Origin of the sequence: Oricola sp. (genome assembly GCF_965230365.1) — a bacterium.
In the GTDB taxonomy this organism is placed as follows: Bacteria; Pseudomonadota; Alphaproteobacteria; order Rhizobiales; family Rhizobiaceae; genus Oricola.
The window spans coordinates 535751-559833 of record NZ_OZ246003.1 but is presented as its reverse complement, the minus strand read 5'-3'; the positions used below and the strand labels follow the sequence as shown (position 1 = coordinate 559833).

23 protein-coding genes are annotated in these 24083 nt (G+C 63.4%); 12 read left to right on the top strand and 11 right to left on the bottom strand.

All coding sequences use genetic code 11. From position 1 onward, the window contains the following. The first annotated feature begins 36 nt into the window (after positions 1–36). The 3 genes from addB (at position 37) to trxA (ending at position 7074) form a co-directional block, all read left to right on the top strand. A complete protein-coding gene (gene addB / locus ACO06R_RS02660; protein WP_421855760.1) occupies positions 37–3159 on the top strand; it encodes a double-strand break repair protein AddB in 3123 nt (1040 codons plus the stop codon). Further along, a complete protein-coding gene (gene addA / locus ACO06R_RS02655; RefSeq protein ID WP_421855758.1) occupies positions 3152–6670 on the top strand; it encodes a double-strand break repair helicase AddA in 3519 nt (1172 codons plus the stop codon). The genes addB and addA overlap by 8 nt, the downstream gene beginning before the upstream one ends. 80 nt (positions 6671–6750) lie before the next feature. Then, complete coding sequence (trxA, locus tag ACO06R_RS02650) at positions 6751–7074, top strand: thioredoxin (RefSeq protein WP_421855756.1); 324 nt, start codon at positions 6751–6753, stop codon at positions 7072–7074. Between the two features lie 64 nt (positions 7075–7138). Here trxA and ACO06R_RS02645 read toward each other — a convergent pair whose 3' ends face one another. The 11 genes from ACO06R_RS02645 to ACO06R_RS02595 all read right to left on the bottom strand — a co-directional run bounded on the left by ACO06R_RS02645 (position 7139) and on the right by ACO06R_RS02595 (position 17617). Beyond that, positions 7139–8434, bottom strand: a complete 1296-nt coding sequence (locus tag ACO06R_RS02645; protein WP_421859172.1) for a bifunctional folylpolyglutamate synthase/dihydrofolate synthase — start codon at positions 8432–8434, stop codon at positions 7139–7141. 95 nt (positions 8435–8529) lie between these two features. Then, a complete protein-coding gene (gene accD, locus ACO06R_RS02640; RefSeq protein ID WP_421855754.1) occupies positions 8530–9519 on the bottom strand; it encodes an acetyl-CoA carboxylase, carboxyltransferase subunit beta in 990 nt (329 codons plus the stop codon). 38 nt (positions 9520–9557) lie between these two features. Beyond that, positions 9558–10394: a tryptophan synthase subunit alpha gene (gene trpA / locus ACO06R_RS02635; RefSeq protein ID WP_421855752.1), complete on the bottom strand. Its 837-nt coding sequence runs from the start codon at positions 10392–10394 to the stop codon at positions 9558–9560. Next, complete coding sequence (gene arsC, locus ACO06R_RS02630) at positions 10391–10816, bottom strand: arsenate reductase (glutaredoxin) (protein ID WP_421855750.1); 426 nt, start codon at positions 10814–10816, stop codon at positions 10391–10393. Before arsC ends, trpA begins: the two co-directional genes overlap by 4 nt. A 2-nt stretch (positions 10817–10818) precedes the next feature. After that, a complete protein-coding gene (trpB, locus tag ACO06R_RS02625) occupies positions 10819–12039 on the bottom strand; it encodes a tryptophan synthase subunit beta (RefSeq protein ID WP_421855748.1) in 1221 nt (406 codons plus the stop codon). Continuing rightward, positions 12023–12706 (bottom strand): phosphoribosylanthranilate isomerase, encoded by a 684-nt coding sequence (locus tag ACO06R_RS02620; protein WP_421855746.1) that lies wholly within the window; start codon positions 12704–12706, stop codon positions 12023–12025. Before ACO06R_RS02620 ends, trpB begins: the two co-directional genes overlap by 17 nt. 56 nt (positions 12707–12762) lie before the next feature. Next, on the bottom strand, positions 12763–13518 hold the full coding sequence (locus ACO06R_RS02615) for a M48 family metallopeptidase (protein ID WP_421855744.1): 756 nt from the start codon (positions 13516–13518) through the stop codon (positions 12763–12765). A 79-nt stretch (positions 13519–13597) separates the two neighbouring features. Continuing rightward, positions 13598–14515 (bottom strand): DMT family transporter, encoded by a 918-nt coding sequence (locus tag ACO06R_RS02610; protein ID WP_421855742.1) that lies wholly within the window; start codon positions 14513–14515, stop codon positions 13598–13600. A 615-nt stretch (positions 14516–15130) separates the two neighbouring features. Next, entirely contained in the window at positions 15131–15577 is a 447-nt protein-coding gene (locus tag ACO06R_RS02605; protein ID WP_421855740.1) for a DUF2852 domain-containing protein, read from the bottom strand. A 112-nt stretch (positions 15578–15689) separates the two neighbouring features. Continuing rightward, positions 15690–16841 carry a benzoate/H(+) symporter BenE family transporter gene (locus tag ACO06R_RS02600; RefSeq protein ID WP_421855738.1) on the bottom strand — a complete coding sequence of 384 codons (1152 nt, stop codon included), beginning with the start codon at positions 16839–16841 and terminating at the stop codon, positions 15690–15692. Further along, complete coding sequence (locus ACO06R_RS02595) at positions 16841–17617, bottom strand: alpha/beta hydrolase (protein WP_421855736.1); 777 nt, start codon at positions 17615–17617, stop codon at positions 16841–16843. The genes ACO06R_RS02600 and ACO06R_RS02595 overlap by 1 nt, the downstream gene beginning before the upstream one ends. A gap of 179 nt (positions 17618–17796) precedes the next feature. Here ACO06R_RS02595 and infC point away from each other — a divergent pair, with 179 nt between their 5' ends. The 9 genes from infC (at position 17797) to pheS (ending at position 24078) form a co-directional block, all read left to right on the top strand. After that, a complete protein-coding gene (infC, locus tag ACO06R_RS02590; RefSeq protein WP_421859169.1) occupies positions 17797–18333 on the top strand; it encodes a translation initiation factor IF-3 in 537 nt (178 codons plus the stop codon). A gap of 195 nt (positions 18334–18528) precedes the next feature. Beyond that, positions 18529–18903, top strand: a complete 375-nt coding sequence (locus ACO06R_RS02585; protein WP_421855734.1) for a hypothetical protein — start codon at positions 18529–18531, stop codon at positions 18901–18903. 139 nt (positions 18904–19042) lie between these two features. Beyond that, positions 19043–19588, top strand: coding sequence for a PepSY domain-containing protein (locus ACO06R_RS02580; RefSeq protein WP_421855732.1), 546 nt, complete (start codon positions 19043–19045; stop codon positions 19586–19588). A gap of 4 nt (positions 19589–19592) precedes the next feature. Continuing rightward, complete coding sequence (locus ACO06R_RS02575; protein WP_421855730.1) at positions 19593–20258, top strand: response regulator transcription factor; 666 nt, start codon at positions 19593–19595, stop codon at positions 20256–20258. Positions 20259–20386: 128 nt separating this feature from the next. Next, complete coding sequence (locus ACO06R_RS02570; protein ID WP_421855728.1) at positions 20387–21610, top strand: sensor histidine kinase; 1224 nt, start codon at positions 20387–20389, stop codon at positions 21608–21610. 218 nt (positions 21611–21828) lie between these two features. Continuing rightward, complete coding sequence (gene rpmI / locus ACO06R_RS02565) at positions 21829–22029, top strand: 50S ribosomal protein L35 (protein WP_421855726.1); 201 nt, start codon at positions 21829–21831, stop codon at positions 22027–22029. 30 nt (positions 22030–22059) lie between these two features. Further along, on the top strand, positions 22060–22461 hold the full coding sequence (rplT, locus tag ACO06R_RS02560; RefSeq protein WP_421855724.1) for a 50S ribosomal protein L20: 402 nt from the start codon (positions 22060–22062) through the stop codon (positions 22459–22461). Between the two features lie 115 nt (positions 22462–22576). After that, a complete protein-coding gene (locus tag ACO06R_RS02555; RefSeq protein WP_421855722.1) occupies positions 22577–22861 on the top strand; it encodes a hypothetical protein in 285 nt (94 codons plus the stop codon). 131 nt (positions 22862–22992) lie between these two features. Beyond that, positions 22993–24078, top strand: coding sequence for a phenylalanine--tRNA ligase subunit alpha (gene pheS, locus ACO06R_RS02550; protein WP_421855720.1), 1086 nt, complete (start codon positions 22993–22995; stop codon positions 24076–24078). Positions 24079–24083: the final 5 nt, after the last annotated feature.

Here is a 24083-nt window from a genome sequence, read left to right as displayed (position 1 = left end):
GACAATCCGGTTCGAATCATTGAGTGAGGATCGCCCTTGGCGAAGTTCGTCCAGCCGCGCGTTTACACGGTTCCGCCGGGCGCTGCCTTCTTGCCGGCGGTCGCCGGTGCCTTGTGCGACGGGCATTTGGTTCCGGGCTTTTCCTACGGTGGCGATCCGCTCCGGCTTTCCTCTGCCCTGATCTACGTTCCGACACGGCGCGCGGCGCGCGAACTGCGATCCGCATTCCTCGACCATCTTGGCGGTGAATCGATCCTCCTGCCGCATATCCGCCCCTTGGGCGAATTTGATGAGGATGCCGGCCGGTTCGACGGCGACGGGGCTGCCGCGGCAGATATACCGCCGGCGATCGACCGCACGGAGCGCCTCTTGCTGCTGGGCCGACTGGTCGCCTCCTGGACCAAACATCTCAAAATCGATACCGGCCGCCTTTACGGCGACGAAGTCATCCAGACGCCTGTGTCGCGGGTTGACGCCTTCTGGCTTGCCCGCGATCTCGCTTCGCTTATGGACCAGTTTTCCACGGGCGGGGTCGATGCCTCGCAAATCGCGTCGCTGGATACGTCGGAACTGTCCGAATGGTGGAAGGTGACGCTCGCCTTCCTCGAGATCATGCGCCGCGAGTGGCCGGATATCCTTGCAGAACGCGGGGTTCTTGATCCGGGCGACCATCGCAATCGCCGCATCCTTGCGGAAGCCGAGCGACTGAAGCGCAATCCGCCGTCCGGGCCGGTCGTCGTGGCCGGATCGACGGGCACGATCCCGGCCACGGCTGAACTGATCAGGACAATCGCCAGGTTGCCGACGGGCGCGGTGGTGCTGCCGGGATTCGATACCGGGATGGACGAACCGTCCCGCGATGCGCTCGCATCGGATACCGATGTCGCCTCGGTCATCGGCCATCCGCAGTACGGTCTCTACAGGCTTGCCGCTGCCATCGGCATCGCGCATGACGCGGTGGAGCCTTTGGGCGAACCGATTTCGCACGCGTTGCAGCAACGCCAACTGTGGGTCGCCGAGAGCTTGCGTCCGGCCTCGGTTACGGACCGATGGATGCAAACGCGTCCACGGGTAAGTGACGCCGCTTTCGAGAAAGTCGAATTGCTGGAAGCGCCCAACGAACACATGGAGGCAGCGGCGATTGCAGCCGCATTGCGCGAGGCTATTCACGATCCGGACGCGATGGCTGCGCTTGTGACGCCGGATCGCGATCTGGCGCGTCGCGTCGTTGCCGAACTGGCGCGTTACGGTATTTCAGCGACCGACACGGGCGGCACGCCGCTCGCGGCGACCGTGCCGGGCAGGCTGCTCTGCCTCGTGCTGGAAACCGTCTTCAATCCGGGAGATCCGTCGACCCTTCTGGCGCTCCTGAAGCATCCGCTGGTCAAGATATCCGCCACGCCTGACGCGCATGGCCGAGCCGTGGATCTGTTCGAAATCGCCATACTGCGCGGTGGCGCCGGACGCATCGATACGGAAAACCTGGCGGACTTTGCCGCGCAGCGGCTGGTAAGCGAGGCGCAAAGGGGCAGCCGCCGCGCTGTATGGCTCGGGCGGATGACCGAAACCGATATTGGCCTCGTGACGGGCTTCGCGGAACGAACAAGCGCCGCCCTTTCGCCGCTTGCCGCATTGGCGGCGCGCGACGATGAAATTCCCTTCCTGTCGCTGATCACAGCCACGGTGATGTCGCTCGAGGCCTTGTGCCGCGATGCGGACGGCCGTCATGACACGCTCTACAATGGCGAGGACGGATCGGCGGTCCAGGCCTTCCTGGGCAATCTGTTGGCTGCCGATACCGGATTTTCGATGCCGGCGCGCGAATGGCCGCAGGCGGTCGCGGCGCTCATGGCCGACGCAGCGGTCAAGCCCGCGCCCGGCGGCCATCCCCGGATATCGATTTGGGGCACGCTCGAAGCCCGATTGCAGACCGTCGATCTCATGGTGCTGGGCGGTCTCAACGAGGGCGGCTGGCCGCAGCAGACCGCCAACGACCAGTTTTTGACCCGCTCGATGAAAGCCGGCCTCGGAATCGAGCCGCCGGAACGCCGGATCGGCCTGTCCGCCCATGACTTCCAAATGGCGATGGGCCAGCGCCGGGTCATCCTGTCGCGCTCCGAACGCTCCGACGGCGCACCTTCGATTGCATCGCGCTGGCTTCAACGCCTTGCCACCTTTGCCGGCGGTGAGACAGTCGCCCGGCTCGTTTCCGCCGGAAATCGTTATGTCGATTTGGCACGCGCCGTCGAGTCGACCGAGAAGGCCCGTTATGCGCCGCGCCCTCGTCCAGCGCCGCCACTCGATGCGAGGCCGAAATCGATCTCCGTGACCGAGGTCGAGACGCTGATCCGCGATCCCTATGCGGTTTATGCGCGCCGCGTCCTGGGATTGGAACCGTTCGACGATCTGGTGCGCGATCCGGCGGCCGCCGAGCGGGGCATGCTCTTTCACGCCATTTTCGAGGAGGCCGTTCGCGAAGGGGTCGATCCGCTCGGCCCGCAGGCCGCCGCACAGATGACCGATATCGCGCGGCGGCTGTTTACGGCCGAGGAACTGCCGGTCGAAATCCGAACCGTCTGGTGGCCGCGCATCGAAACCGGCGTCGCCGGCATCGCCGATTGGGAGGCCGGGCGCGCCAGCCGGGTCAACCGGCGCTTTCCCGAGATTGCCGCCGCTCCGACAGTGGTTGACGGGACCGATGTCAGTTTGCGCGGCCGGGCCGACAGGCTGGATGTGATGCAGGACGGATCGGTCGAGATCATCGATTTCAAAACCGGATTCCAGCCATCGGCAAAAATGGTGCGAACGCTGTTGTCCCCGCAAATGCCGCTGGAGGGCGCATTGTTGCGGCGCGGCGCGTTTTCGGAAGTCGGATCGAAAGACATTGCCGGGATGCTCTATCTCAAGGTCGACGGCAGGGGACAGGTCAAGGAAAGCGACGTGCTGAAAGGCAGTCGCACAACTGGAGATGTTGATCCGGCCGCGCTCAGTGAGAAAGCCTGGAACGAATTGTCGGAGATGCTGAGATGGTATGCGGATCCGGCTAACGGATATCTGTCGCGGCGCATGCTTCACAAGATCAGTCAGCAGCCTGGTGACTACGATCATCTGGCGCGCGTGCATGAATGGCTGATCGGCGATGGAGACGGCGATGAGTGAAACGCCGCCAATCGCGCCGCGCAAGGCGCTTCCCGACCCCGAGACCTTGCAGCGGCAGGCGCGTGCTGCCAGCCCGCTGAAGTCGGTCTGGGTGTCGGCCAATGCCGGCGCCGGTAAAACTTACGTACTGGCGACAAGGGTCATTCGCCTGCTGCTCGATGGCACCGATCCCTCGCGCATTCTTTGCCTGACCTATACGCGGACCGCAGCCGCGGAGATGAAGGACCGGGTCTTCAGGCGTCTCGGGGAATGGGTCGCCATGCCCGAGGGCGAATTGCGCAAGGTCCTGACGGATCTCGAAGAGCACGAACCGGACGCAAACAAGATCGCCTTCGCGCGCTGCCTGTTTGCGCGGGCGCTGGAAACGCCGGGCGGACTGAAGATCCAGACCATTCACGCCTTTTGCGACGCGCTGCTGCACCGGTTTCCCCTTGAAGCCAACATTCCCGGTCATTTCCAACAACCGGACAACGAGACCATCGCCGTACTGATCGGCCGCGCCCGCGCGTCGTTGTTGGCGCATGTCGAGGACGATGCCGATGGCGAGCTTGCGCGTGCGTTCCAGACGGTGATCGGCCGCGTCGGCGAGAGCGGCCTCGACGAGATGCTCGACGAGGCGATCGCCTCCCGCTCGCGCCTTGTCGCCGTGCTGCGCGGCATGTCCGAGCCGGGCGGACGAGAGGCCGAAATCCGGCAGGCATTCGGTTTCGGTGCTGATGACAGCGCCGAAACGATCGTCGAGGATGCGTGGCCGATGGCTGCTTTCAATCGGGACTACGCCGAACAGGTCGCACAAAGCGCGAGGCGGCATCGAAAGAAAACGGCGGAGGGCGTTGGGGCGGGCGTTCTGGCCGCCTGCGCGGAGACTGACAGCCACCGCCGTTTCGACCTGCTTGTGGCGACGTTCCTGAAAGCGGATGGTACGCCGAAGCTGCACAACATGTTTCCGGCCGACGTGATCGCCGATCTGCCGGACTATCGGGATCGCTACACGCAGGCGGCCGAGCAGGTCGCGGCGGCCAGTGACCGCATTGCGCTGCTGACGCAGATCGAAAACACGCTCGCCGCACTGACCATCGTTGATCATCTGTTTGCCGGCTATGAAAAACTGAAGCGCCAGCGCGGCTATCTGGATTTCGACGACCTGATCGAACGCACCGCCAATCTGTTGACCCGCCCGGATGTCGGTGCCTGGGTCCGCTACAAGCTCGATCAGGGTATCGACCATGTCCTTGTCGACGAAGCGCAGGACACGAGCCCGCTGCAGTGGGATGTCATCCGTGCGCTGACCGACGAATTCTTCGATGGAAAGTCGGCGCGCGATCTGCGCCGCACGCTGTTTGCCGTCGGCGACGAGAAGCAATCGATCTATTCGTTCCAGGGTGCGGATCCGGCAAGTTTCGGTACGGCGGGCGCGGAGATCGCCGGAAAGGCGCGCGAAGTCTTCGGCGAGGACGGCTTCGAAAAGGTACCGCTGACGACCTCGTTTCGCTCGACGCAAGACGTGCTCTCGGCTGTCGATATCGTCTTCGGATCGGAGGACATGCGTAGCGGCCTCGTCCATGCCGGCGCACCCGATCCCCATACTTCGCTGCGCCATGGGCAGCCGGGTCGCGTCGAGGTATGGGAAATGGCCCGTGCGCAGAAGGCCGACGAGAAGAGCGACTGGACCGCGCCTGTCGACGCCCCGCCCGGACCGTCGGTCGTCGCCGCCGAGCGGATCGCCGACACCATTGCGGACTGGCTGGAGAATGGCGAGATACTGGAAGGGACAGGCCGGCCCGTCCAGCCCGGCGACATACTTGTCCTTGTGCGCTCGCGCGACAGTTTCGTCGGCACGTTGTCGCGGGCCTTGAAGGACCGTCATGTGCCGGTGGCCGGCGCTGACCGGTTGCGCATGACCGACCACATCGCCATTCTCGATCTCCTGGCGTTGGCCAAATTCGTTCTGCAGCCAGCCGACGATCTGTCGCTTGCCGCGATTCTGCGCAGCCCGCTGTTCGATCTTCCCGAAGAGACGCTGTTTGCCATCGCCCATGACCGTGGCGACCGAACCCTGTTCGAGGCGCTCGAAGCGGCAGCGGGTTCCGATCCAGCGCTGGAGGCTGTACGGGACAGGTTACGCGACTGGATCGAAAGGGCGCGTCTCCTGCCGGTCTACGAATTCTTCTCGTCGGTGCTCAGCGGCGACCGGATGCGCGACCGGATGATCGGCCGGCTCGGCCCGGAGACCGCCGACATGCTGGACGAGTTCGCGCGCTTTGCGCTGGCGCATGATCGCGACGGCCTGCCGTCGCTGCAGAATTTCATTGCGGTGCTGGAAACCGCAAGCCCGGAAATCAAGCGCGAGATGGACCCGTCGCAGGCGCAGGTGCGCATCATGACCGTGCATGGCGCCAAGGGGCTGGAAGCGCCGGTCGTGTTCCTGGTCGATCGCGGCGCGAAGCCGCATTCGGCGCGAAAAGAGAGGCGGTTTCTCGATGTCGGCGACGGTCTCGTTTTGTGGAATGCGGCCGGTGCGCCGAATTCGGTGGCAATTCAGGCCGCACGCGACGTCGTCGCCCGCAAGGCCGGCGAGGAATACCGGCGATTGCTCTATGTCGGCATGACGCGCGCCGCCGACCGGCTCGTCATCGCCGGCTATGCCGGTCTGCGCGGCGGCGGTGACGACACCTGGCATGCCGTGGTTTCGCGTGCATTGGAGCCGCATGCGACCACGGTTGATTATCCGGGCTTCGAGGCGCTGCGCTACACGGCCACCGCGCCGGTCGCCGTTGTCGCCGAGCCGCCGCGCCCGGACGCACCAAAGCACGCCGCCGTCATGCCGGACTGGTTTACCGGCAATGTCCCCGCCGAACCGCCATTGCCGCGCCCGCTGGCGCCATCGGGCGCTACTGGCATCGCGATCGAACCGGAGAGCGACACGGCGCTGTCGGCGGGAGTGCCTTCGCTGCTTGAAACCGGCGACGCTGACGAGATGGCGCCGGCGCTAGCCATGCGGCGCGGCACCGCCACCCACCGCATGCTGCAGTTTCTGCCGGGTGTGCCGGCCGACCGGCGGCATGAGCGCGCGGCCGAATACTGCCGTCAGCTGGAAAGCCGATGGTCGCCGGAAGATGTCGGCAAGCTCGTGCAGCAGGCGCTCGACGTGCTGGACGATCCCGAATTGGGCGTCTTGTTCGGCCCGAATTCGGCGGCCGAAGCACCGGTCATGGGAACGCTTCAGCTGGCCGGCGAACAGCGCGCCGTATCCGGTGTCATCGACCGGATTTTCGCGAGCGATGACCGGGTGCTGATCGCCGATTTCAAGACCAACGCGTTCGTGCCAAACACAGCTGACGAGATTCCGGACGTCTATCTGCGCCAGATGGCGCTTTATCAGGCCCTGGTCGCGCCCCTCTATCCCGGCAGACCGGTCGAAGCCTGGCTGATCTACACTGCCGGCCCGCGCACTTTTCGGTTGTCGCAAGGATTTCTTGACCGGGCGCTGGCATCCTTCAACAGGTCGTGAACCGGGCCGGGCGCGTTCTGGCCTTGAATCGATATCGATGATACCCAGATGGGACCGATCAAGAAGCAGGAGTGGCCACGATGGCAACCGTAAATATCGACGGCAGCAACTTCCAGAACGATGTCCTCGGCGCTGATACGCCGGTGGTGGTGGACTTCTGGGCGGAGTGGTGTGGTCCGTGCAAGATGATTTCCCCGGCTCTCGAGGAAATCTCCAATGAGATGAATGGCGCGGTCAAGATCGCCAAGGTCAATGTCGACGAAAACCAGGACCTGGCCGTGCAGTACGGAGTGCGTTCGATCCCGATGCTGCTGATGTTCAAGAACGGCGAGATCGCCGACCAGATGGTGGGCGCGGCGCCGAAGGCCAAGCTCGTCGACTGGATCAAGAACGCGGCCGCCTGATCGGCCCGCTCCGCGAATCGAAAGCCCGGCCATGTGCCGGGCTTTTTTGTGCGGGTACACCCGGCTATTGCGGCGGCGTGCCGTTTTCGCGCAGCACCTCGCCGACGAGATAAAGCGACCCGCCGATCATCACGCGCGGCGGCGGCTCTAGTTTGTTCCAGCCCTCGCCGAGCAGGCGAAGCACTTGCCCGACGCTTTGCATTGGCTGCGCAGTCAGGCCGGCGGCGATCGCATCCTCGGCGAGCGCGTGCGGATCGACACCGGCATCGCTGCCGGTCACGGGAACCGTAAAGCAATGCCGGGCCATGCCCTCGAAGGCGCGGAAATAGCCGCGCGGGTCCTTGGTGTTGATCATCCCGGTGATCAGGAACAGGGGCCGTTCGGTCAGGTCGTACATGCCGGCCAGCGTTTCGGCGATCATCGCGGCCGCATGCGGATTGTGCCCGCCGTCGAGCCAGATTTCCGAACTGTCGGGCAGCAATGCGGGCAGCGGGCCTTCGCTGAGACGTTGCATCCGCCCGGGCCAGCTGACTGCCGACATGGCGCGTTCGGCTGTTTCCTGTGAAACCTCGAAACCTGTAGCCGCCACCGCCGCGAGCGCCGTCGCCGCATTGGTGATCTGATGCCTGCCGGCCAGTCGTGGCAATGGCAGGTCCATAAGGCCGCTGTCGCTTTGAAAGACCAGGCGGCCGTGCTCCTGATAGGCATAGAAGTCCTGGCCGTAGACGCTTGCCGGCGCGCCGACGCGGTCCGCCGCATCGATCAGCACCTCGCGCGCCACATCATTGTCCTGATAGCCGATCACCACCGGGCAGCCCGGCTTCATGATCCCGGCCTTTTCCATTGCGATCAGCTCGATCCTGTCACCGAGATAGGCCTGGTGATCGAGCCCGATCGGCATGATGACGCTGACCGCCGGACTGCCGATCACGTTGGTGGCGTCGAACCGGCCGCCAAGGCCAACCTCGACAATGGCGGCATCGGCGGGATACTCGCTGAACAGCAGGAACATCACAGCGGTCAGGATCTCGAATACGGTGATCTGCTGGCCGCCATTTGCATCGGCAACCCGGCGGATGGCATCGGCCAGCACGGCGTCTTCGACAAGCGCCCCGGGGCCGTCGGCAGAACCGATCCGGTAGCGCTCGTGCCAGTTCACCAGATGCGGCGAGGTGTGCACATGCACGCTGTGCCCGGCGGCTTCCAGCAGCGCACGGCAGAGCGCGGCACACGAACCCTTGCCGTTCGTTCCGGCAACATGGATGACGGGCGGCATGCGGCTCTGCGGATTGCCGAGGCGGTCGAGAAGCTTGGAGATGCGATCGAGCGAGAGATCGAAGCCTTTCGGATGAAGGGCCATCAACCGGTCGATTTCGCGCTCCGCTTCCGTTTCGCCGGAAGGCTGCGGTTCCGGACTGCCGAAACGATCAACCGGTTGCGTCAAATCGGCTCCGATCAGAAGCTGGGTGAGGGCTTTTGCGTCGTTTCCGCGGGCGCGAGTTCGCCCGCCTTGGTCTCGACGATCTCGACCGTCTCTTCGGCCCGTTCAGCCTCTGCGGGCTCGTCTGGCATTTCGGCAATCGCCTCTTCCACCAGTGGCTGTTTGGTCAGGATGCGCAGCAGGCGCGCGATCGTCGGCCGCAGATCGTGGCGGTTGACGACCATGTCCACCATGCCGTGATCGAGCAGGTATTCCGAACGCTGGAAGCCTTCCGGCAGCTTTTCGCGGATCGTCTGCTCGATGACCCGCGCCCCGGCAAAGCCGATCACCGCGCCCGGTTCGGCGATATGGATGTCGCCGAGCATCGCATAGGAGGCAGAAACGCCGCCGGTTGTCGGGTTGGTCAAGACGACGATGTAGGGCAGCCCGGCTTCCTTCAGCATTTCCACGGCAACGGTGGTGCGCGGCAGCTGCATCAGCGACAGGATGCCTTCCTGCATGCGCGCGCCGCCGGATGCGGCAAACAGCACCAGCGGGCGCTTCTGCTCGACCGCCGTCTCAAACGCCTTGACGATCGCTTCGCCGGCCGCGATGCCGAGCGACCCGCCCATGAAGCTGAAGTCGTGCAGGCAGGCGACGATTGGCAGTCCTTCGAGTGATCCAAGCGCATTGACGATGGAGTCTTCCAGGCCGGTCTTCTGCTTGTTGTCGCGCAGGCGGTCCGTATATTTCTTCTGGTCGCGGAATTTCAGCGGATCGACCGCAACCGCCGGATTGGCGATGATCTCGAACTGGCCGTCATCGAGGAAGTGCCGCAGCCGGTCGCGCGCGGATATCTTCATGTGATGGCCGGACGACGGGATCACCCACTGGTTTTCCTCCAGTTCCCGGTGAAACACCATCTCTCCGGTCTCCGGACACTTGATCCAGAGGTTTTCCGGCATATCGCGGCGGCCGAGCATCGAATTCAGCCGCGGGCGCACATAGTTGGTGATCCAGTTCATCGGAATTCCCGTTTCAGTCTGCGGGTAATGTGGTCCGTCTATTCGGCGGCTTCAAGGCGCGCCGACCGCACCCCGCCGGCAAGGCCTGACACCAGCGTTGCCACCGCCTCTGCCGTATCGGCGGTCGCCTTGTCGCCGTCCAGCGTGTTGGCGACGGCCTGCACGATGGCGGTTCCGACCACCACGCCGTCGGCGTCGCGGCCGATCGTCTTTGCCTGTTCGGCGGTTTTCACGCCGAACCCGACGCACACCGGCAGGTCGGTGTGCGCCTTGATCCGGTTGACCGCGTCGCCGACGGCCTGCGTGTTGGTGATGTTGGCGCCGGTAATCCCGGTCATCGACACGTAATAGACAAAGCCGGATGTGTTGGCGAGCACGGTGGGCAGCCGCTTGTCGTCGGTCGTCGGCGTCGCCAGGCGAATGAAGTTGATGTCGGCGGCCAGCGCCGGCAGGCACAGTTCATCGTCCATCTCGGGCGGCAGGTCGACGATGATCAGCCCGTCGACACCGGCTTGTTTGGCGTCGGCCAGGAAACGTTCGACGCCGTAGATGTAAATCGGGTTGTAGTATCCCATCAGCACCAGCGGCGTTTCTGTATCCGACCGGCGGAACTCGGCCACCATCGCCAGCGTCTTTGCCAGCGTCTGACCGGCGCGCAAGGCTCTGAGGCCCGCCGCCTGGATTGCCGGCCCGTCAGCCATCGGATCGGAAAACGGCATGCCAAGCTCGATCACGTCGGCACCGGCTGCGGGCAGGCGTTTGAGGATCGACAGCGACGTGTCGTAGTCCGGATCGCCGCACATGATGAAGGTCACGAGGCCGGGCCGGCCCTCCGCCTTGAGTTTGGCGAAACGGGCATCCATGCGAGCGGTCATGATGACTGGTCCTTATCGCGGGCGGCGATGCGCTCGCCGTCTTCCTTGGTGAAATCGCCGACCTTGTCCGCATCCGGCAAGATGTCGAGCACCTTCTCCGATGGTCTGCAAAGCGCCGTGCCGAGCGGCGTGACGACAATCGGCCGGTTCATCAGGATCGGATGCTCGACCATGAAGTCGAGCAGTTCGTCATCCGTCCATTTCGGATCGCCAAGGCCAAGTTCGCCGTAGGGTGTGCCCTTCTCGCGCAACACGTCGCGCACAGGCAAGCCGGTCGCCTCGATCAGTTCCACCAGCCTGTCACGTCCCGGCGGGGTCTTCAGATACTCGATCACCTCGGGCTCTTCGCCCGACGCGCGGATCATCGCGAGCACGTTGCGCGAGGTACCGCATTTCGGATTGTGGTAGATCGTGATCGCCATTCTCACATCTCGTGCCCGAGGATTTTTCCGACCGTGAACACGTCCTTGTCGCCGCGGCCGCACAAATTCATGACGATGATCTGGTCCTTGCCCATCTGCGGTGCGCGCTTGACGACCTCGGCGAGCGCATGGCTCGGCTCCAGCGCCGGGATGATGCCCTCGACACGGCACAGCAGCTGGAATGCCTCCAGCGCCGCGTCGTCCATGCACGGCACATATTCGACCCGGCCCGTATCCTTCAGCCAGGAATGCTCGGGTCCGATGCCCGGATAGTCCAGCCCGGCGGAAATCGAATGGCCGTCCTTGATCTGGCCGTCGCCGTCCTGCAGCAGATAGGTGCGGTTGCCGTGCAGCACGCCCGGCGAACCGGCGGTCAGCGAAGCGCAGTGCTCCTCGCCTTCCAGTCCCTTGCCGCCGGCTTCCACGCCGACGATCTGCACGTCCTTGTCGTCGAGGAACGGATGGAACAGGCCGATGGCGTTCGATCCGCCGCCGACCGCGGCGACGATCATGTCGGGCAGGCGGCCTTCGGCGGCCATGAGCTGTTCCTTCGTCTCATTGCCGATCACCGACTGGAACTCGCGCACCATCTCCGGATAGGGATGCGGGCCTGCGGCGGTGCCGATCAGGTAGTAGGTCGACTCGACATTGGTCACCCAGTCGCGCAGCGCCTCGTTCATCGCGTCTTTCAGCGTGCCGTGGCCGGAGGTCACCGGGGTGACATCGGCGCCGAGCAGTTTCATGCGGAACACGTTCGGCGCCTGCCGCTCGACATCGGTCGCGCCCATATAGACATGGCACGGATAGCCGAAGCGGGCGGCTACGGTCGCCGAAGCCACGCCATGCTGGCCGGCGCCGGTCTCGGCGATGATCCGGGTCTTGCCCATTCGCTTGGCGAGCAGGATCTGCCCGAGGCAGTTGTTGATCTTGTGCGAGCCGGTGTGGTTCAACTCGTCGCGCTTGAAGTAGATCTTGGCGCCACCGAGATGTGTCGTCAGCCGTTCTGCGAAATAGAGCGGCGACGGGCGGCCGGTGTAATGCGCGTTGAGCGACTGCAATTCGGCCTGGAATTCCGGATCGACCTTGGCAGTCTCCCATTCTTTCTGCAGGTCGAGGATCAGCGGCATCAGCGTTTCGGCGACGAACCGTCCGCCGAAAATGCCGAACTTGCCCTGTTCGTCGGGCCCGGTCCTGAAGGAATTCGGTTCAACCGGTTTGTTCATCGTCTGCTCCCGCTTCGTCGGCCTCGGCCGCTCGCGCCGCCGCGACAAATGCGGCGATCTTCTCGATATCCTTGACGCCCGGCGCGCTTTCGACACCGGAGGACACATCCAGCGCCCTGGCGCCGGATATCTTCAGTGCCTCGCCCACATTTTCTGGATCGAGGCCACCGGAAAGCATGTAATCGACGTTTCCGTCAAGCGCCGCCAGCAGCTTCCAGTCGAAGGAAACGCCGTTGCCGCCGGGCAGGTCGGATCCCTCCGGCGGTTTGGCGTCGAAAAGAAAGCGATCGGCGGCAGTCAGATAGGGTACGCAGCGGGCAAGGTCCGTTGCCTCGCGGATGGCAAACGCCTTCATCACCGGCAGGCTGAAAGCGGCCCGAACCTCGGCGACGCGTTCCGGACTTTCCTTGCCATGCAATTGCAGGATGTCCGGTTTCACCGCAGCCACGACCGCATCGAGAAACTGGTCATCGGCGTCGACCGTCACGGCAACGGTTTTCAGGCCGCCGGCGCGCGCTTGATCCGCCAGTTCCGCTGCCACGTCGATGCCCACATTGCGGGGGCTTCTGGAAAAAAAGATGAAGCCGACATGCGTCGCGCCGTTGGCGACCGCAGCCTCAATCGCCTCCGATGTCGAAAGACCGCAGATTTTGATGTCGAGTTTCATGGGGGCGACATAATCCCCCGTGCGCAAAGAGTCGAGATGGTCGCCGTTGTTGCGCTTCAGAACCCGATCGCCTGCAGCGCCGTACCGTTCTTCTTCAGCCAGGCCTTGCACCGCTTGGTTTCCGGGCAAAGCTCTTCGCACAGCGCCCAGAAATCCGGCCCGTGGTTCATGTGCACCAGATGCGCCACCTCGTGGGCGACGAGATAGTCGATCACCGGGCGCGGCGCCATCACGATGCGCCACGAAAACGACAAATTGCCCGCTGCCGAGCATGAGCCCCAGCGGCTGACGGTATCCTTCAGCTGGATCGACTTGGCTGGTCGGCCGATTGTCGCGGTGTGTTTTTCGACCAGCGCGACGATTTCCGACCTCGCTTCCTTCTTCAGGAAATCGGCGATACGGCGCGGCAGGTGTTCGGCGTCGCCGCGCGCGATCAGTTGCGCGCCGTCCGTTGTGCGCTCCGCACGCGTCACCCCGCGACCCGCCTCATGGACGATTTCGTGATTGACGCCGCGGATCGGGATCTTGATGCCCGGACGCACCTGTGGGTGTTCGGGCAGGCTTTGCAGCTTGTGTTCGAGCCATTTGCGGTTGCGGAACAAGAACCGCTCCACCTCCAGCATCGGCACGCCGACAGGCGTGGTCACGGCGAGGCCCTGTGCGCCGGGCTTGATGCGCAGCGTCAGCCGGCGCGCGCGCGGATTTTCCGAGATTTTCAGTGGCAACACGCGGCCGGCCACCTCGTGGGTCGCGTGCCGGACGGACGAGGACGTTTTTGCGGGAGCGGTTCTGCGGGCAAAGCCGAATACCATGAACGTCCGTTTAGCCGATTCTCGTGACAGCGTGAAAACCAAAATACCGATGCGCTTGCGTCGGGCCGGGTCTATATGATCAGCGCGCAGCCGGTGCCTGCGAAACGTCGGCCTCGTTACCGGCCCGATCCGGGCGCGCCCGGTTGACGGCAAGCGCGCCGGCCAGCAACAGCGCCGCGCCGAATGACAACCAGCTCAGCCGGTCGCCGAACACCAGCGCTCCGAGCATGGCGGCAAAATCCATCGCAACGTAATTCGCCAGCGCGACGAAGGTCGCGCCATGATCGCGCGCCAGTTTCAGATAGACCAGCAAGGCCAGCCCCTCGAAACCAGCGATAGCAGCGACTGCCGCCGGATTTCTGGCCACCAGGTCCCAGTCGCCGATCGTCTGGGTGACAATCGCGCCGCAGACTGCGGCGGCTGAAACAATCAGCGCCTGCGCGTGGGCGACATGCAACGCCTCGGTCCGGCCGGGCCAGCGCGAGGCGACGAAAAGCGTGTTTCCTGCGTAGAGCAAAGGTACGCCGAGCGCGAGCGCGATCCATGTCCAGTTCGCGCCCGCCTGTGCCATCCCGCCCGAAGCGGTGTCCCAGGCGATCATCAGGGCGACGACGAAGCCAAGCGCGATTGCCGCAAGGCCGCGTATACCGGGTCGCTCAATGCCGAGGGCGGTCGACAGAACCAGCGTAAAGACCGGCATTGTGGCGATGACGATCATGAAGACAAACACCGTCAGATGCGGCGCCACCGCCGTTTCCAGAATGAAAGGCAGGGTGAACCCGAACAATCCGCTCAGGATGTAGAACACAATCGCCGCCCGCCCGGTCGGCGGCCATGAGCCCCGCCTGATCGCCACAACTGTGAAAAACAGTGCGATGCCCAGCACCGACAATGAAACTGTGACATGTATCGGAATTCCGGAAACACCCGCCGCCTTGATTGCTGTCAGACGGGCGCTCCAGAGAAATCCGAGCAGCAGCAGGAGAACATGTTTCACGACGGACCTTCCTTGACGTCTAACCCCGACACAGTCTGGGACCTCAAGCCTCCTTAAGGTCAAGAGCTCTTGTTCCAGAATGTGGCGCATTGACCGAAGCGCGCGGCCCGCGGTGCCGCGCTGCTCCTTTGGCGGCGGGCAAGGCAGCTGCAGTTTGACAAAGGCCGCCGCAAGTCCCGGAATCCCGGCTTTTCCCGAAAAACTTGTCCACCGCCCCCAAACTCTCGCTTACAATCTTACCCGCCTTCTCACGGAAGTCTGTCGTGCACACCGGCTGATGGAGAGAGGGACGGTGCCCGGTGGGTGATACAGAGGTGTATTGCTGGGTGATGAACCCCCACGCCGGGGCGGCATGAAGCGGCGCGCGCAGTCTTGTTTTCCCGGACTTTTGTTCCGGGCCGCCGACCGAAGCTGCAAGACCACCGAGCGGGCGGTCCGAGGATCGCTATTACTATCTAGACGTTGCGATGCTTTGACCGCCCGTCTTCCAGTTCCAGAACAATCCGGCCCCGAAAAGGGGTGCGGCGGCGATCGTATGTGCAAAAAAGAGGCCCGCGGTTTGTGCCGCGGGCCGAGCCATGGAGGTCAGTTTGGAGGTCAGACCTGTAAATAGGCTCAATAGTTCGGGCGATCTGTGACATCGGTCACAGTGCCGTCCGGGCCGGTGTCAGGCGTCTTGCGGCCGCGCATGAAGCGGTCGAATTCTTCCTGGTCCTTGGCACGGCGCAGTTCGCGCATATAGGTGTCGAACTCGTCACGCATCTCGTCGAGCTTGCGGCGTTCTTCGGCCAGTCGCTCGAGCTCCTTCTCGCGCCAGTCGTCGAAAGCGACGTTGCCGGTGCGGTGGTGAGAGCCGTGATGACGGCGCGCATGGCCGCGGCATCCCTTGAACATCTTGTCTGTCATCTCGTTTGCATCCCGTTTGAAACCGTCCAGCCTGTCGCCCCAGAGGATATAGGCCAGCATTGCCAGGCCGAGCGGCCAGAAAATGATGAAGCCCAGAACCATCAGCGCGATCGTGGCCGGTGTCCATGCCGGGCGGATCATTGCGGTCTGTGTCATATGTTACCCTTTCGCGTTCGGGCTGCATCCGTCGCTGCCCGTTATCGAGGTGGGTACATGTCCGCCGGATTGCAAATCGCCAAAGCCCGGAATTCCGGCGTTTTCGGGCGACTCACTGGAGTTTTCTCCAGTGGAAAAAATTTGAAAAAAATACCACGAGGCCCGCGACGAGACCCCAAAACGCCGATCCGACGCCGAAAATCGACAAACCGGAAGCGGTCACCGCGAGCGTGATCACGCCGGCCAGCCTCTCGTTTTCGTCACGCAGGGCGATCGCCATCGCATTGGCGAGTGGCGCGAGCAGCGCCAGTCCGAGGATGAGATGGATCAATGTAGCGGGCATTGCCGCAACGGTTGCGATCAGCGAGGCCCCGAACGCGGCGAACAGGAAATAGAACGCCGCATACCACGGACCGGTCAGCCACCGCCTTTGTGGATCCGGGTGCGCATCCGGCCCGGTGCAGATTGCGGCCGTCAGCGCCGAGAGATTGGTCGTCGAGGCGCCGAACAGCGCGCTGATCGTCGAAAAGGCGCCGGTTACGCCAATCATCGGTCCGGGCTTAGGCTCGTAACCGCTGGTCTTGAGAACGGCGATTCCCGGCAGGTTTTGGGACGCCATGGTCACCAGATAGGTCGGCAGCGCCAGCGCGATGATGGCCACCGGATCGAAATGCGGGGCGATTGCGACGAGGCCGGAGAACGCCGGCTCGATCGATCCGGTCGATCGCCCGGTGGTCAGCGCGATTGCCACGCCAGCGACCAGCACGGCGACGATCGCCAGGGCCGGGTTCCAGAGCCGCAACAGGAAAAACAGCACGATCAGCGGCAGTACGAAACCGGGATCGAGCGACACTGTTCCGGCGGCCTGCATGACGAAAGGCAGGATGATGCCGGCGAGCATGCCGGCCGAAACCCCGGTCGGTATTCGGTCCACCAGCCAGGTCAGCGGCCGGAACAGACCGGTGGCAATCAGCAGCGCGCCGGCCACGATGAATGCGCCGGTGGCCTCGTTGATCGTGAACCCCTCGCTTGCGCCGACCAGTGCCAGACCGGCTACCGACCACGCGGTCACCGAAGGGATACGCAGCCAGACCGAGAGGATCAGCGTTTCAAGCCCGATCGCCAAACAGATCGCCGTGACCCAACTCGCCGTTTGTGCCGGCGATGCGCCGACGGCTTCTGCCGCCGTCAGAACCAATGGCAGCGTTCCGGCGAAACCGACGATACTGGCGATCAGCGCCGCCGAAAACGTCGAGAAACGCATCAGCCTTGCCGGATGGTTTCGACCATCCCTGTCACCGTGCGTTCCAGCAGGCTCAGGTCTTCCGGCCGCGACAGCCGGTGATCGCCATCCTTGATGAAGGTCAGCGTCACATCGTCCTTGGACAGCAGCGCGGCGAGCTTCTCGGCGTGCTGATAGGGCACATCCGGGTCTTCCATGCCCTGCAATATGTGCACCGGGCAGTGGGTGTCGATCGGACCGGTCAGGACACGGTTTTTATCGCCGTCCTCAAAAAGTTCTCGCGTGAACACGTAGGGCTCGTCGGAGTAGCCGCTCGGCGCCTCGAAATAGCCGTGGGTCGCCAGGGATGATATCTGATCCTCGGTCAGTTTCGGCGCATGCAGGTCGCTGGTGAAATCCGGGGCCGGTGCAAGCAGGATCAGGCCGGCGATCCGGTCGTCCGCCGCGCCGCGATTGATTTCCTGGACCATGCGCAAGGCGATCCATGCACCCATTGACGAGCCGACAAGGATCTGCGGTCCTTCTGTGTAGCGCTCAAACACGGCGATACTTTGCGCGAGCCACCGGGAAATCGTGCCGTCTCGAAACGCGCCGCCGGACTCGCCGTGGCCGGAATAGTCGTGGCGCGTGTATGACAAACCCGACTGGCTCGCCAGCGCCGCCAGTGTCTCGGCCTTGCTTCCCAGCATGTCGGACATGAACCCGCCGAGCCAAACCAACCCGGGCGCACCGCCCGCCTGGTGACGAACGGCGATGCGGGTGCCTGAAACATCGAGGAACTGCGGTTGTTCTTGCATGGGGCTGCCGGCTGTTGCGTCTCGGGATCGTTGTTGCGGTCGCGGACGCTAATTGATTACCGCTGAAGGCGCCATGGTGATTTTTCCATGCAACCATGCTATTGACTCCGCCGGCGGAATCCCGACATAGCGCGATCCCGCCAGAAGGCATATCCGAAACAGTTGAGGAGACAACGACCATTCGCCGTCCATTCCGAGCGCCCCCAGCTCAAAAAACAGGCCCCACAGCAAATCGCGATATCCGCGAGCCCCAAATTCAATTGATTGATGCCGACGGTGAAAACCGAGGCCCGACAGATACCGAAGCCGCCCTCCGGATCGCCGAGGAAGCCGGGCTGGATCTTGTCCTGATCGTTCCTAACGCCAGTCCCCCTGTCGCCAAGATCGTCGATCTCGGCAAACTGAAATACGAGCAGCAGAAGAAGGCCGCTGCCGCGCGCAAGCGGCAGAAGACCGTCGAGGTCAAGGAAATCAAGATGCGGCCGAATATCGACACCCATGACTATGAGGTGAAGATGAAGGCGATCCGCCGGTTTTTCGACGACGGTGACAAGGTCAAGGTGACCCTTCGCTTCCGCGGTCGTGAGATGGCGCACCAGGAGCTCGGCATGGAACTGCTGCAGAAGGTCAAGGGTGACACGGAAGAGATCGCCAAGGTCGAGGCCGAGCCGAAACTCGAAGGCCGGCAGATGATGATGGTGCTGGCACCGCGCTGACGGCCTGCGCGGTCATGAACAATGCTCTTGGAAAGGCGGCCATGGGCCGCCTTTTTTGTTTCTCGCGATACTGCTCACACGCCGGCCGCCAAACTGACAAAACGCTGACAGTCCGGATCAGCACCCTGTCAGCGGCCCCTTGCTAGTCTTCTCTCCATCGCCGGGACAGGCGACTTCGAAAAATGGAGACTGGATGTGACTACTCTAACGAAAAAACTGGTACTTCCCGCCGCTTTCGCGACTTTGCTCGCGGGCGCTGTTGTTCCTCCGTCCTCTGGATGGGAGCCGGTCGAAGGCTTCTGGACGAAGTACATTGTTTCATCGGCTCACGCTGACGACGGCGATTCCGATGGTGGCGACTCCGACAGCGACGGCGGCGATTCGGACAGCGATTCCGATAGCGACTCCGACAGCGATTCGGACAGCGACAGCGATGACGGCGATTCCGACGACGATGGTGATGACGACGACGATGACGACGACGACGACGGCAGCACCTCTGCCGGAACAGCCGGCACGACTGGGCCGAGCACGCTTGTCGAGCTGCTGACGCAGCCGGCGGCCCAGTAAGTCCTGACGTTCTGACCTGAACGAAGGAGCCCACCGACCGGTATCCTGTCGCCCGACCCTTTGGCAGTGCCGGTCCGGCAAGAGCGGGCAATTGCCCGCTCTTGCCTGTTTTTGTTGATCGGGTAGATTTCGACCCGCCATGAGTACTGGAAACAAATCGTGGATAACCCGCCGCCTGTTCGTGCAGCAGTCCGCCGTCGCAGTCGGCGCACTGCTGATCCCCGCATGGGTTCTTCTTTCAGCGCCCGTCCACGCGGACGACGGAGACTCCGACGGTGGGAGCGACTCCGATGGTGGGGGCGAATCCGACGGTGGCGAATCCGATGGCGGTGACGGTGGCGATGGCGGCGACAGCGATGGTAGCGATGGTGACGCCGACAGCGACAGCGACGGCGATGATAGTGACGACGGTGACGAGGATGGCGGCAAGGCCGCTGGCGCAAGGTCACTCGATCAGACTGGCGCGGCCAGGGCAGTAAGCCAGGGACAGGCGATTCCTTTGAGTTCCGCGCTGCGCAGCGTGGAAAAGCGGTTTGGCGGTACGGTCATCGACGTGTCGTTGCGCGAAAAGGGCCGGCGCCTGGAGTATACCTTCAAGGTGCGGACAGAACGCGGCACGGTACGGACTGTGCGCATGGATGCGGAATCCGGCCGTTTTCTGGGTCTGGGTGCCCTGTTCCGGTGACCGCATGAACATTCTGCTTGCCGAAGACGATCCCGTAATCGCGCGTCATGTCAAAGAGGCGTTGACGCAAGAAGGCTATCGCGTCGATCACAGCGATAATGGCATCGATGTCTGGGAAAAGGGCGATATCGGCGAATACGACGCGGTCATTCTGGACCTCGGATTGCCGGACCTCGACGGTCTGACCCTGCTGCGCCGTTGGCGGCGCGCCGGCAACGCCGTCCCGGTGCTGATCCTGACCGCCCGTGGTTCATGGATGGAGCGGGTCGACGGGTTCGACGCCGGCGCCGATGACTACCTGCCGAAACCGTTTCGAAACGAGGAACTGCTGGCGCGCCTCAAGGCGCTGCTGCGCCGCGCTGGCGCGGCACCCGCGACGGTTGTCGATGTCGGGCGTTTCCGTCACGACGAGGTGCGCAAGACAATCCTGTTCGATGGCCAGCCCGTGGAATTGTCGCCCCAGGAATACCGCGCCCTGCTGATGTTGATGGCCGACCCGGATGCGGTGGTTTCTGCCTATGATATGGCGCATCATGTCCAGGGGCGTGACGATGATTCGGCCAAGAACGCGGTGGAGGCGATGATCCGGCGCATTCGCCGCAAGACCGCGCCGGACGCGATTCTCACGCGCCGCGGATTTGGTTACACTTTGGGGTCCGAAGAACCTTGAAAAACGGGTCGCTCCGGCTGCGCCTTCTAGCGGGTGCAGGCTTATTCATCGCCCTGGGCGTTCTGGCGACCTGGTATGGTCTGCAGCAGATATTTGCTGGGTACGTTGCCGCGCAGTACGAACGGGAAATGTCGACGGCGATCGATACGCTGGCCGCCGGCGTCGAGTTTGACGGCGAGGTGCCGGTCATCGGCCGTATGCCGACAGATCCGCGATACGAATTGCCGGCCGGCGGGCGTTACTGGGAAGTCGTGCCGGAAACCGGCGATCCAATCCGCTCGCGGTCGCTGTGGGACACGGCAATTGTGCCCAAAGACTTGACGCGATCGGGCTATGCGGCCTTCATGACCGCGCCGGGGCCGGATGGAGAGCCGATGCTCGTGCTGGCACGCCCGCTCGTCTTTGAGTCTGCAGGCGGAGGTCGGCAAATCCGGTTTTTCGCCGGTTTCTCGGCCGCCGAGATGGAGACCGCGCTTGCGGGGTTTCGCCGCGAGCTTGCGTTCATGCTCGGATTGACCGCCGTCATGCTGATGCTGGCCTCAATCCTTCAGGTCCTCGTTGGCCTGCGGCCGCTTCGTGCGTTGCTCGCGGATGTCGCCAAGATCCGCTCCGGCGACGCGAGCCGACTGCGGGCCGATGTGCCGACAGAGGTTCAGCCGCTCGTCGCCGAGATCAACTACATGCTCGACGAGAAAGCCGAGGCGCTGGACCGCGCCCGCGCCCGCGCCGCCGATCTGGCGCATGGGTTGAAAACGCCGCTGACGGCGATCCTGCAAGCCGCAGAGACCTTGCCGCCGGAAACCGGAGGGCCGATTATCGAGCATGTCGGCATGATCAGGCAGCGCGCCGACCGCCACTTGCAACGGGCCCGCATGGGCGTTGGCCAGGATGGCGGGACCGATCTCGCCGAGATCGCCGGCAAGGTGGTCAAGGTGATCTCGGCCATTCCTTCAGATCGCGTCGTCGACTGGCGGGTCGACATCGCGCGTGACCTGAAAGCGCCCATCGACACGGCGGATCTCGCCGAGGTTCTGGGTAACATTCTGGACAATGCGCGCAAATGGGCGACATCGCACGTGCTGGTGTCAGCGGCGCGCCGCGGCGACCGGGTCGTTATCGATGTCACCGACGACGGCCCGGGCATCCCGCCCGACGAGCGCGAACGGATCCTGCAGCGCGGGGTCCATGCCGGTGACCCTGAAAGCGAGACCGGGCTGGGACTGGCGATCGCCAGCGAGATCGCCGACGCCTATGGCGGAATGCTGACGCTCGGCGGTGCGCCGCAGGAGGGACTTAGGGTGACCATCGCCCTGCCCGCCGTGGTTTCAGGCAAGGTCAAGAGCCCGGCCTGACGTTGCCGGACGCGCGTCGCGCTTGCATTTATCGGCGCTTCATCATATAGAGCCGCGTCTCGAACGGGCCGGCAGGGCATGCCGTGTCAGTTCTGAATGCAAAAACAGCGTTTCCATCGCCAGACAATCGGAACGGGTATCGCATGGCCGACATGTGAATGCCGACCGCTTTCCCGATTGCCGGAATATACGGTGGATCGAACAAAACGGAGAGCAAAATGCCCAAAATGAAGACGAAGTCTTCTTGCAAGAAGCGCTTCAAGATCACGGCCACTGGCAAGGTCAAGGTGCAGGCTGCTGGCAAGCGGCACGGCATGATCAAACGGTCCAACAAGTTCATCCGCGACGCGCGCGGCACCATGGTGCTCGCCGATCAGGATGCCAAGATCGTCAAGAAAATGATGCCCTACGGCGACTGAGCCGTCACCACCTGAACCTGGAGAACACCAATGGCACGTGTAAAACGCGGCGTGACGGCTCACGCCAAGCACAAGAAAGTCATCAAGCAGGCGAAGGGCTTTTATGGCCGTCGCAAAAACACCATCCGTACTGCCAAGGCGGCCGTCGACAAGTCGAAGCAGTATGCTTATCGCGACCGCAAGGTGCGCAAGCGCAATTTCCGCTCGCTGTGGATCCAGCGCATCAACGCGGCCGTGCGCGAACACGGCCTGACCTATGGCCGCTTCATTGACGGCCTCAACAAGGCCGGCATCGAACTCGACCGCAAGGTTCTGTCCGACATGGCGATCCATCAGCCGGAAGCATTCGGCAAGCTGGTCGCGCAGGCCAAGGAAAATCTGGCCTACCTGAAGGACGCGACGCCGAACGAATACGAAGCTGCGGTTTCCTGACCGACCTTGAATGGCGGTTGGCAATTTCGAGGCCCGCGGCGTTTACGTCGCGGGCCTTGTCATTTGGCTGTCATGACGTCAGCTTAGCCAGAGCACGCGGAAATCGGAGGCGGACATGTCGACATATACGGCCGTAGTGGTTCACAGCGAAACCGGTGGCGAAGGCCGTTACGATTTCGACTATGACGGCGATCTCTTGGCACGCTCGCCGGTCAAGGTCGTACGCGCGTTCATGGATGTGGTCGACAAGAAGTACCTGCCGTCTGAGCAAGTCGACTACGAGATCAATGCGGCGCTCAAGAGCCCGTCCGGCAATACGGTGACGGCGATGGGTTCGCTCATCCACGAAGGCGACGGCGCGTCGCCCTTTATGATGATGATTTCCAAAAAGCCGAGCTGAAGCCTCATCTCTAAGCGATAATGGCAGCAGTCAGCGGCAGGTGTGGACCTGCGGCAGATTCCTGATATGAGAGCGGCGACCGGCGCGGCCCGCCTGTGGCCGCGCGTGTATCCGTGGAAAGTCTTGGACGAATGGAAGAACTGGCCGAACTCGAACAAAAACTGATGGCCGATATCGCTGCCGCCGAAGACGAGGCGGGCATCGAATCGGTGCGCGTGGGCGCCATCGGCAAGAAGGGCGCGGTTTCCGAGCGCCTGAAGACGCTTGGCAAGATGACGCCGGACGAGCGCCAGGTCATGGGGCCGGCGATCAACGGCCTGCGCGATCGCATCACGCAGGCGATCGTTGCGCGCAAGACCGAGCTTCGGGACGCGGCCATCGAAGCCCGGCTTGTCAGCGAGACGGTTGATGTAAGCCTGCCCGTGCGCCCTTCGCCGGCCGAAACCGGCCGCATTCACCCGATCACGCAAGTCACCGACGAATTGACGGCGATTTTCGCCGACATGGGCTTCTCGATCGCCGATGGTCCGGATATCGAGACCGACTACTACAACTTCACCGCGCTGAACTTCCCGGACGGGCACCCGGCCCGCGAGATGCATGACACCTTCTTCCTGCCGCCCGATGAAAACGGCGAGCGCAAGGTGCTGCGCACCCACACCTCCCCGGTGCAGATCCGCACTATGGAGGCGCAGAAGCCGCCGATCCGCATTGTCATTCCCGGCAAGACCTACCGCTCGGACTCCGACGCCACTCACACGCCGATGTTCCACCAGGTCGAGGGGCTGGTCATCGACCGAACGGCCAATGTCGCCAACATGAAATGGGTACTGCAGGAATTCTGCCGCGCCTTCTTCGAGGTCGAACAGGTGACCATGCGGTTCCGCCCGTCCTTCTTCCCCTTCACCGAGCCGTCGATGGAGGTCGATATCCAGTGCGACCGTTCCAAGCCGGGCGAGATCCGCATCGGCGAGGGCAGCGACTGGCTGGAGATTCTCGGCTGCGGCATGGTGCATCCCAATGTGCTGCGCGCCGGTGGCCTCGATCCCGATGAATTCCAGGGCTTTGCCTGGGGCATCGGCATCGACCGGCTGGCCATGCTGAAATACGGCATGCCGGATCTGCGGGCCTTCTTCGACGCCGACGCGCGCTGGCTCTCCCATTACGGCTTCCGCCCGCTCGACATGCCGACGCTTTTTGGCGGTCTGAGCAGCTAGATCGG

Bases quoted from the DNA above. Each gene is read 5' to 3' on its own strand.
- ACO06R_RS02645 (WP_421859172.1), bottom strand. From the start codon at position 8,434: ATGGCCCTTCATCCGAAAGGCTTCGATCTCTCGCTCGATCGCATCTCC.
- ACO06R_RS02605 (WP_421855740.1), bottom strand. From the start codon at position 15,577: ATGACACAGACCGCAATGATCCGCCCGGCATGGACACCGGCCACGATC.
- ACO06R_RS02580 (WP_421855732.1), top strand. From the start codon at position 19,043: ATGAGTACTGGAAACAAATCGTGGATAACCCGCCGCCTGTTCGTGCAG.
- ACO06R_RS02555 (WP_421855722.1), top strand. From the start codon at position 22,577: ATGTCGACATATACGGCCGTAGTGGTTCACAGCGAAACCGGTGGCGAA.
- trpB (WP_421855748.1), bottom strand. From the start codon at position 12,039: ATGAACAAACCGGTTGAACCGAATTCCTTCAGGACCGGGCCCGACGAA.
- ACO06R_RS02570 (WP_421855728.1), top strand. From the start codon at position 20,387: ATGTCGACGGCGATCGATACGCTGGCCGCCGGCGTCGAGTTTGACGGC.
- accD (WP_421855754.1), bottom strand. From the start codon at position 9,519: ATGAACTGGATCACCAACTATGTGCGCCCGCGGCTGAATTCGATGCTC.
- ACO06R_RS02595 (WP_421855736.1), bottom strand. From the start codon at position 17,617: ATGCAAGAACAACCGCAGTTCCTCGATGTTTCAGGCACCCGCATCGCC.
- ACO06R_RS02615 (WP_421855744.1), bottom strand. From the start codon at position 13,518: ATGGTATTCGGCTTTGCCCGCAGAACCGCTCCCGCAAAAACGTCCTCG.
- ACO06R_RS02575 (WP_421855730.1), top strand. From the start codon at position 19,593: ATGAACATTCTGCTTGCCGAAGACGATCCCGTAATCGCGCGTCATGTC.
- ACO06R_RS02600 (WP_421855738.1), bottom strand. From the start codon at position 16,841: ATGCGTTTCTCGACGTTTTCGGCGGCGCTGATCGCCAGTATCGTCGGT.
- pheS (WP_421855720.1), top strand. From the start codon at position 22,993: ATGGAAGAACTGGCCGAACTCGAACAAAAACTGATGGCCGATATCGCT.
- trpA (WP_421855752.1), bottom strand. From the start codon at position 10,394: ATGACCGCTCGCATGGATGCCCGTTTCGCCAAACTCAAGGCGGAGGGC.
- rplT (WP_421855724.1), top strand. From the start codon at position 22,060: ATGGCACGTGTAAAACGCGGCGTGACGGCTCACGCCAAGCACAAGAAA.
- arsC (WP_421855750.1), bottom strand. From the start codon at position 10,816: ATGGCGATCACGATCTACCACAATCCGAAATGCGGTACCTCGCGCAAC.
- addA (WP_421855758.1), top strand. From the start codon at position 3,152: ATGAGTGAAACGCCGCCAATCGCGCCGCGCAAGGCGCTTCCCGACCCC.
- trxA (WP_421855756.1), top strand. From the start codon at position 6,751: ATGGCAACCGTAAATATCGACGGCAGCAACTTCCAGAACGATGTCCTC.
- rpmI (WP_421855726.1), top strand. From the start codon at position 21,829: ATGCCCAAAATGAAGACGAAGTCTTCTTGCAAGAAGCGCTTCAAGATC.
- ACO06R_RS02620 (WP_421855746.1), bottom strand. From the start codon at position 12,706: ATGAAACTCGACATCAAAATCTGCGGTCTTTCGACATCGGAGGCGATT.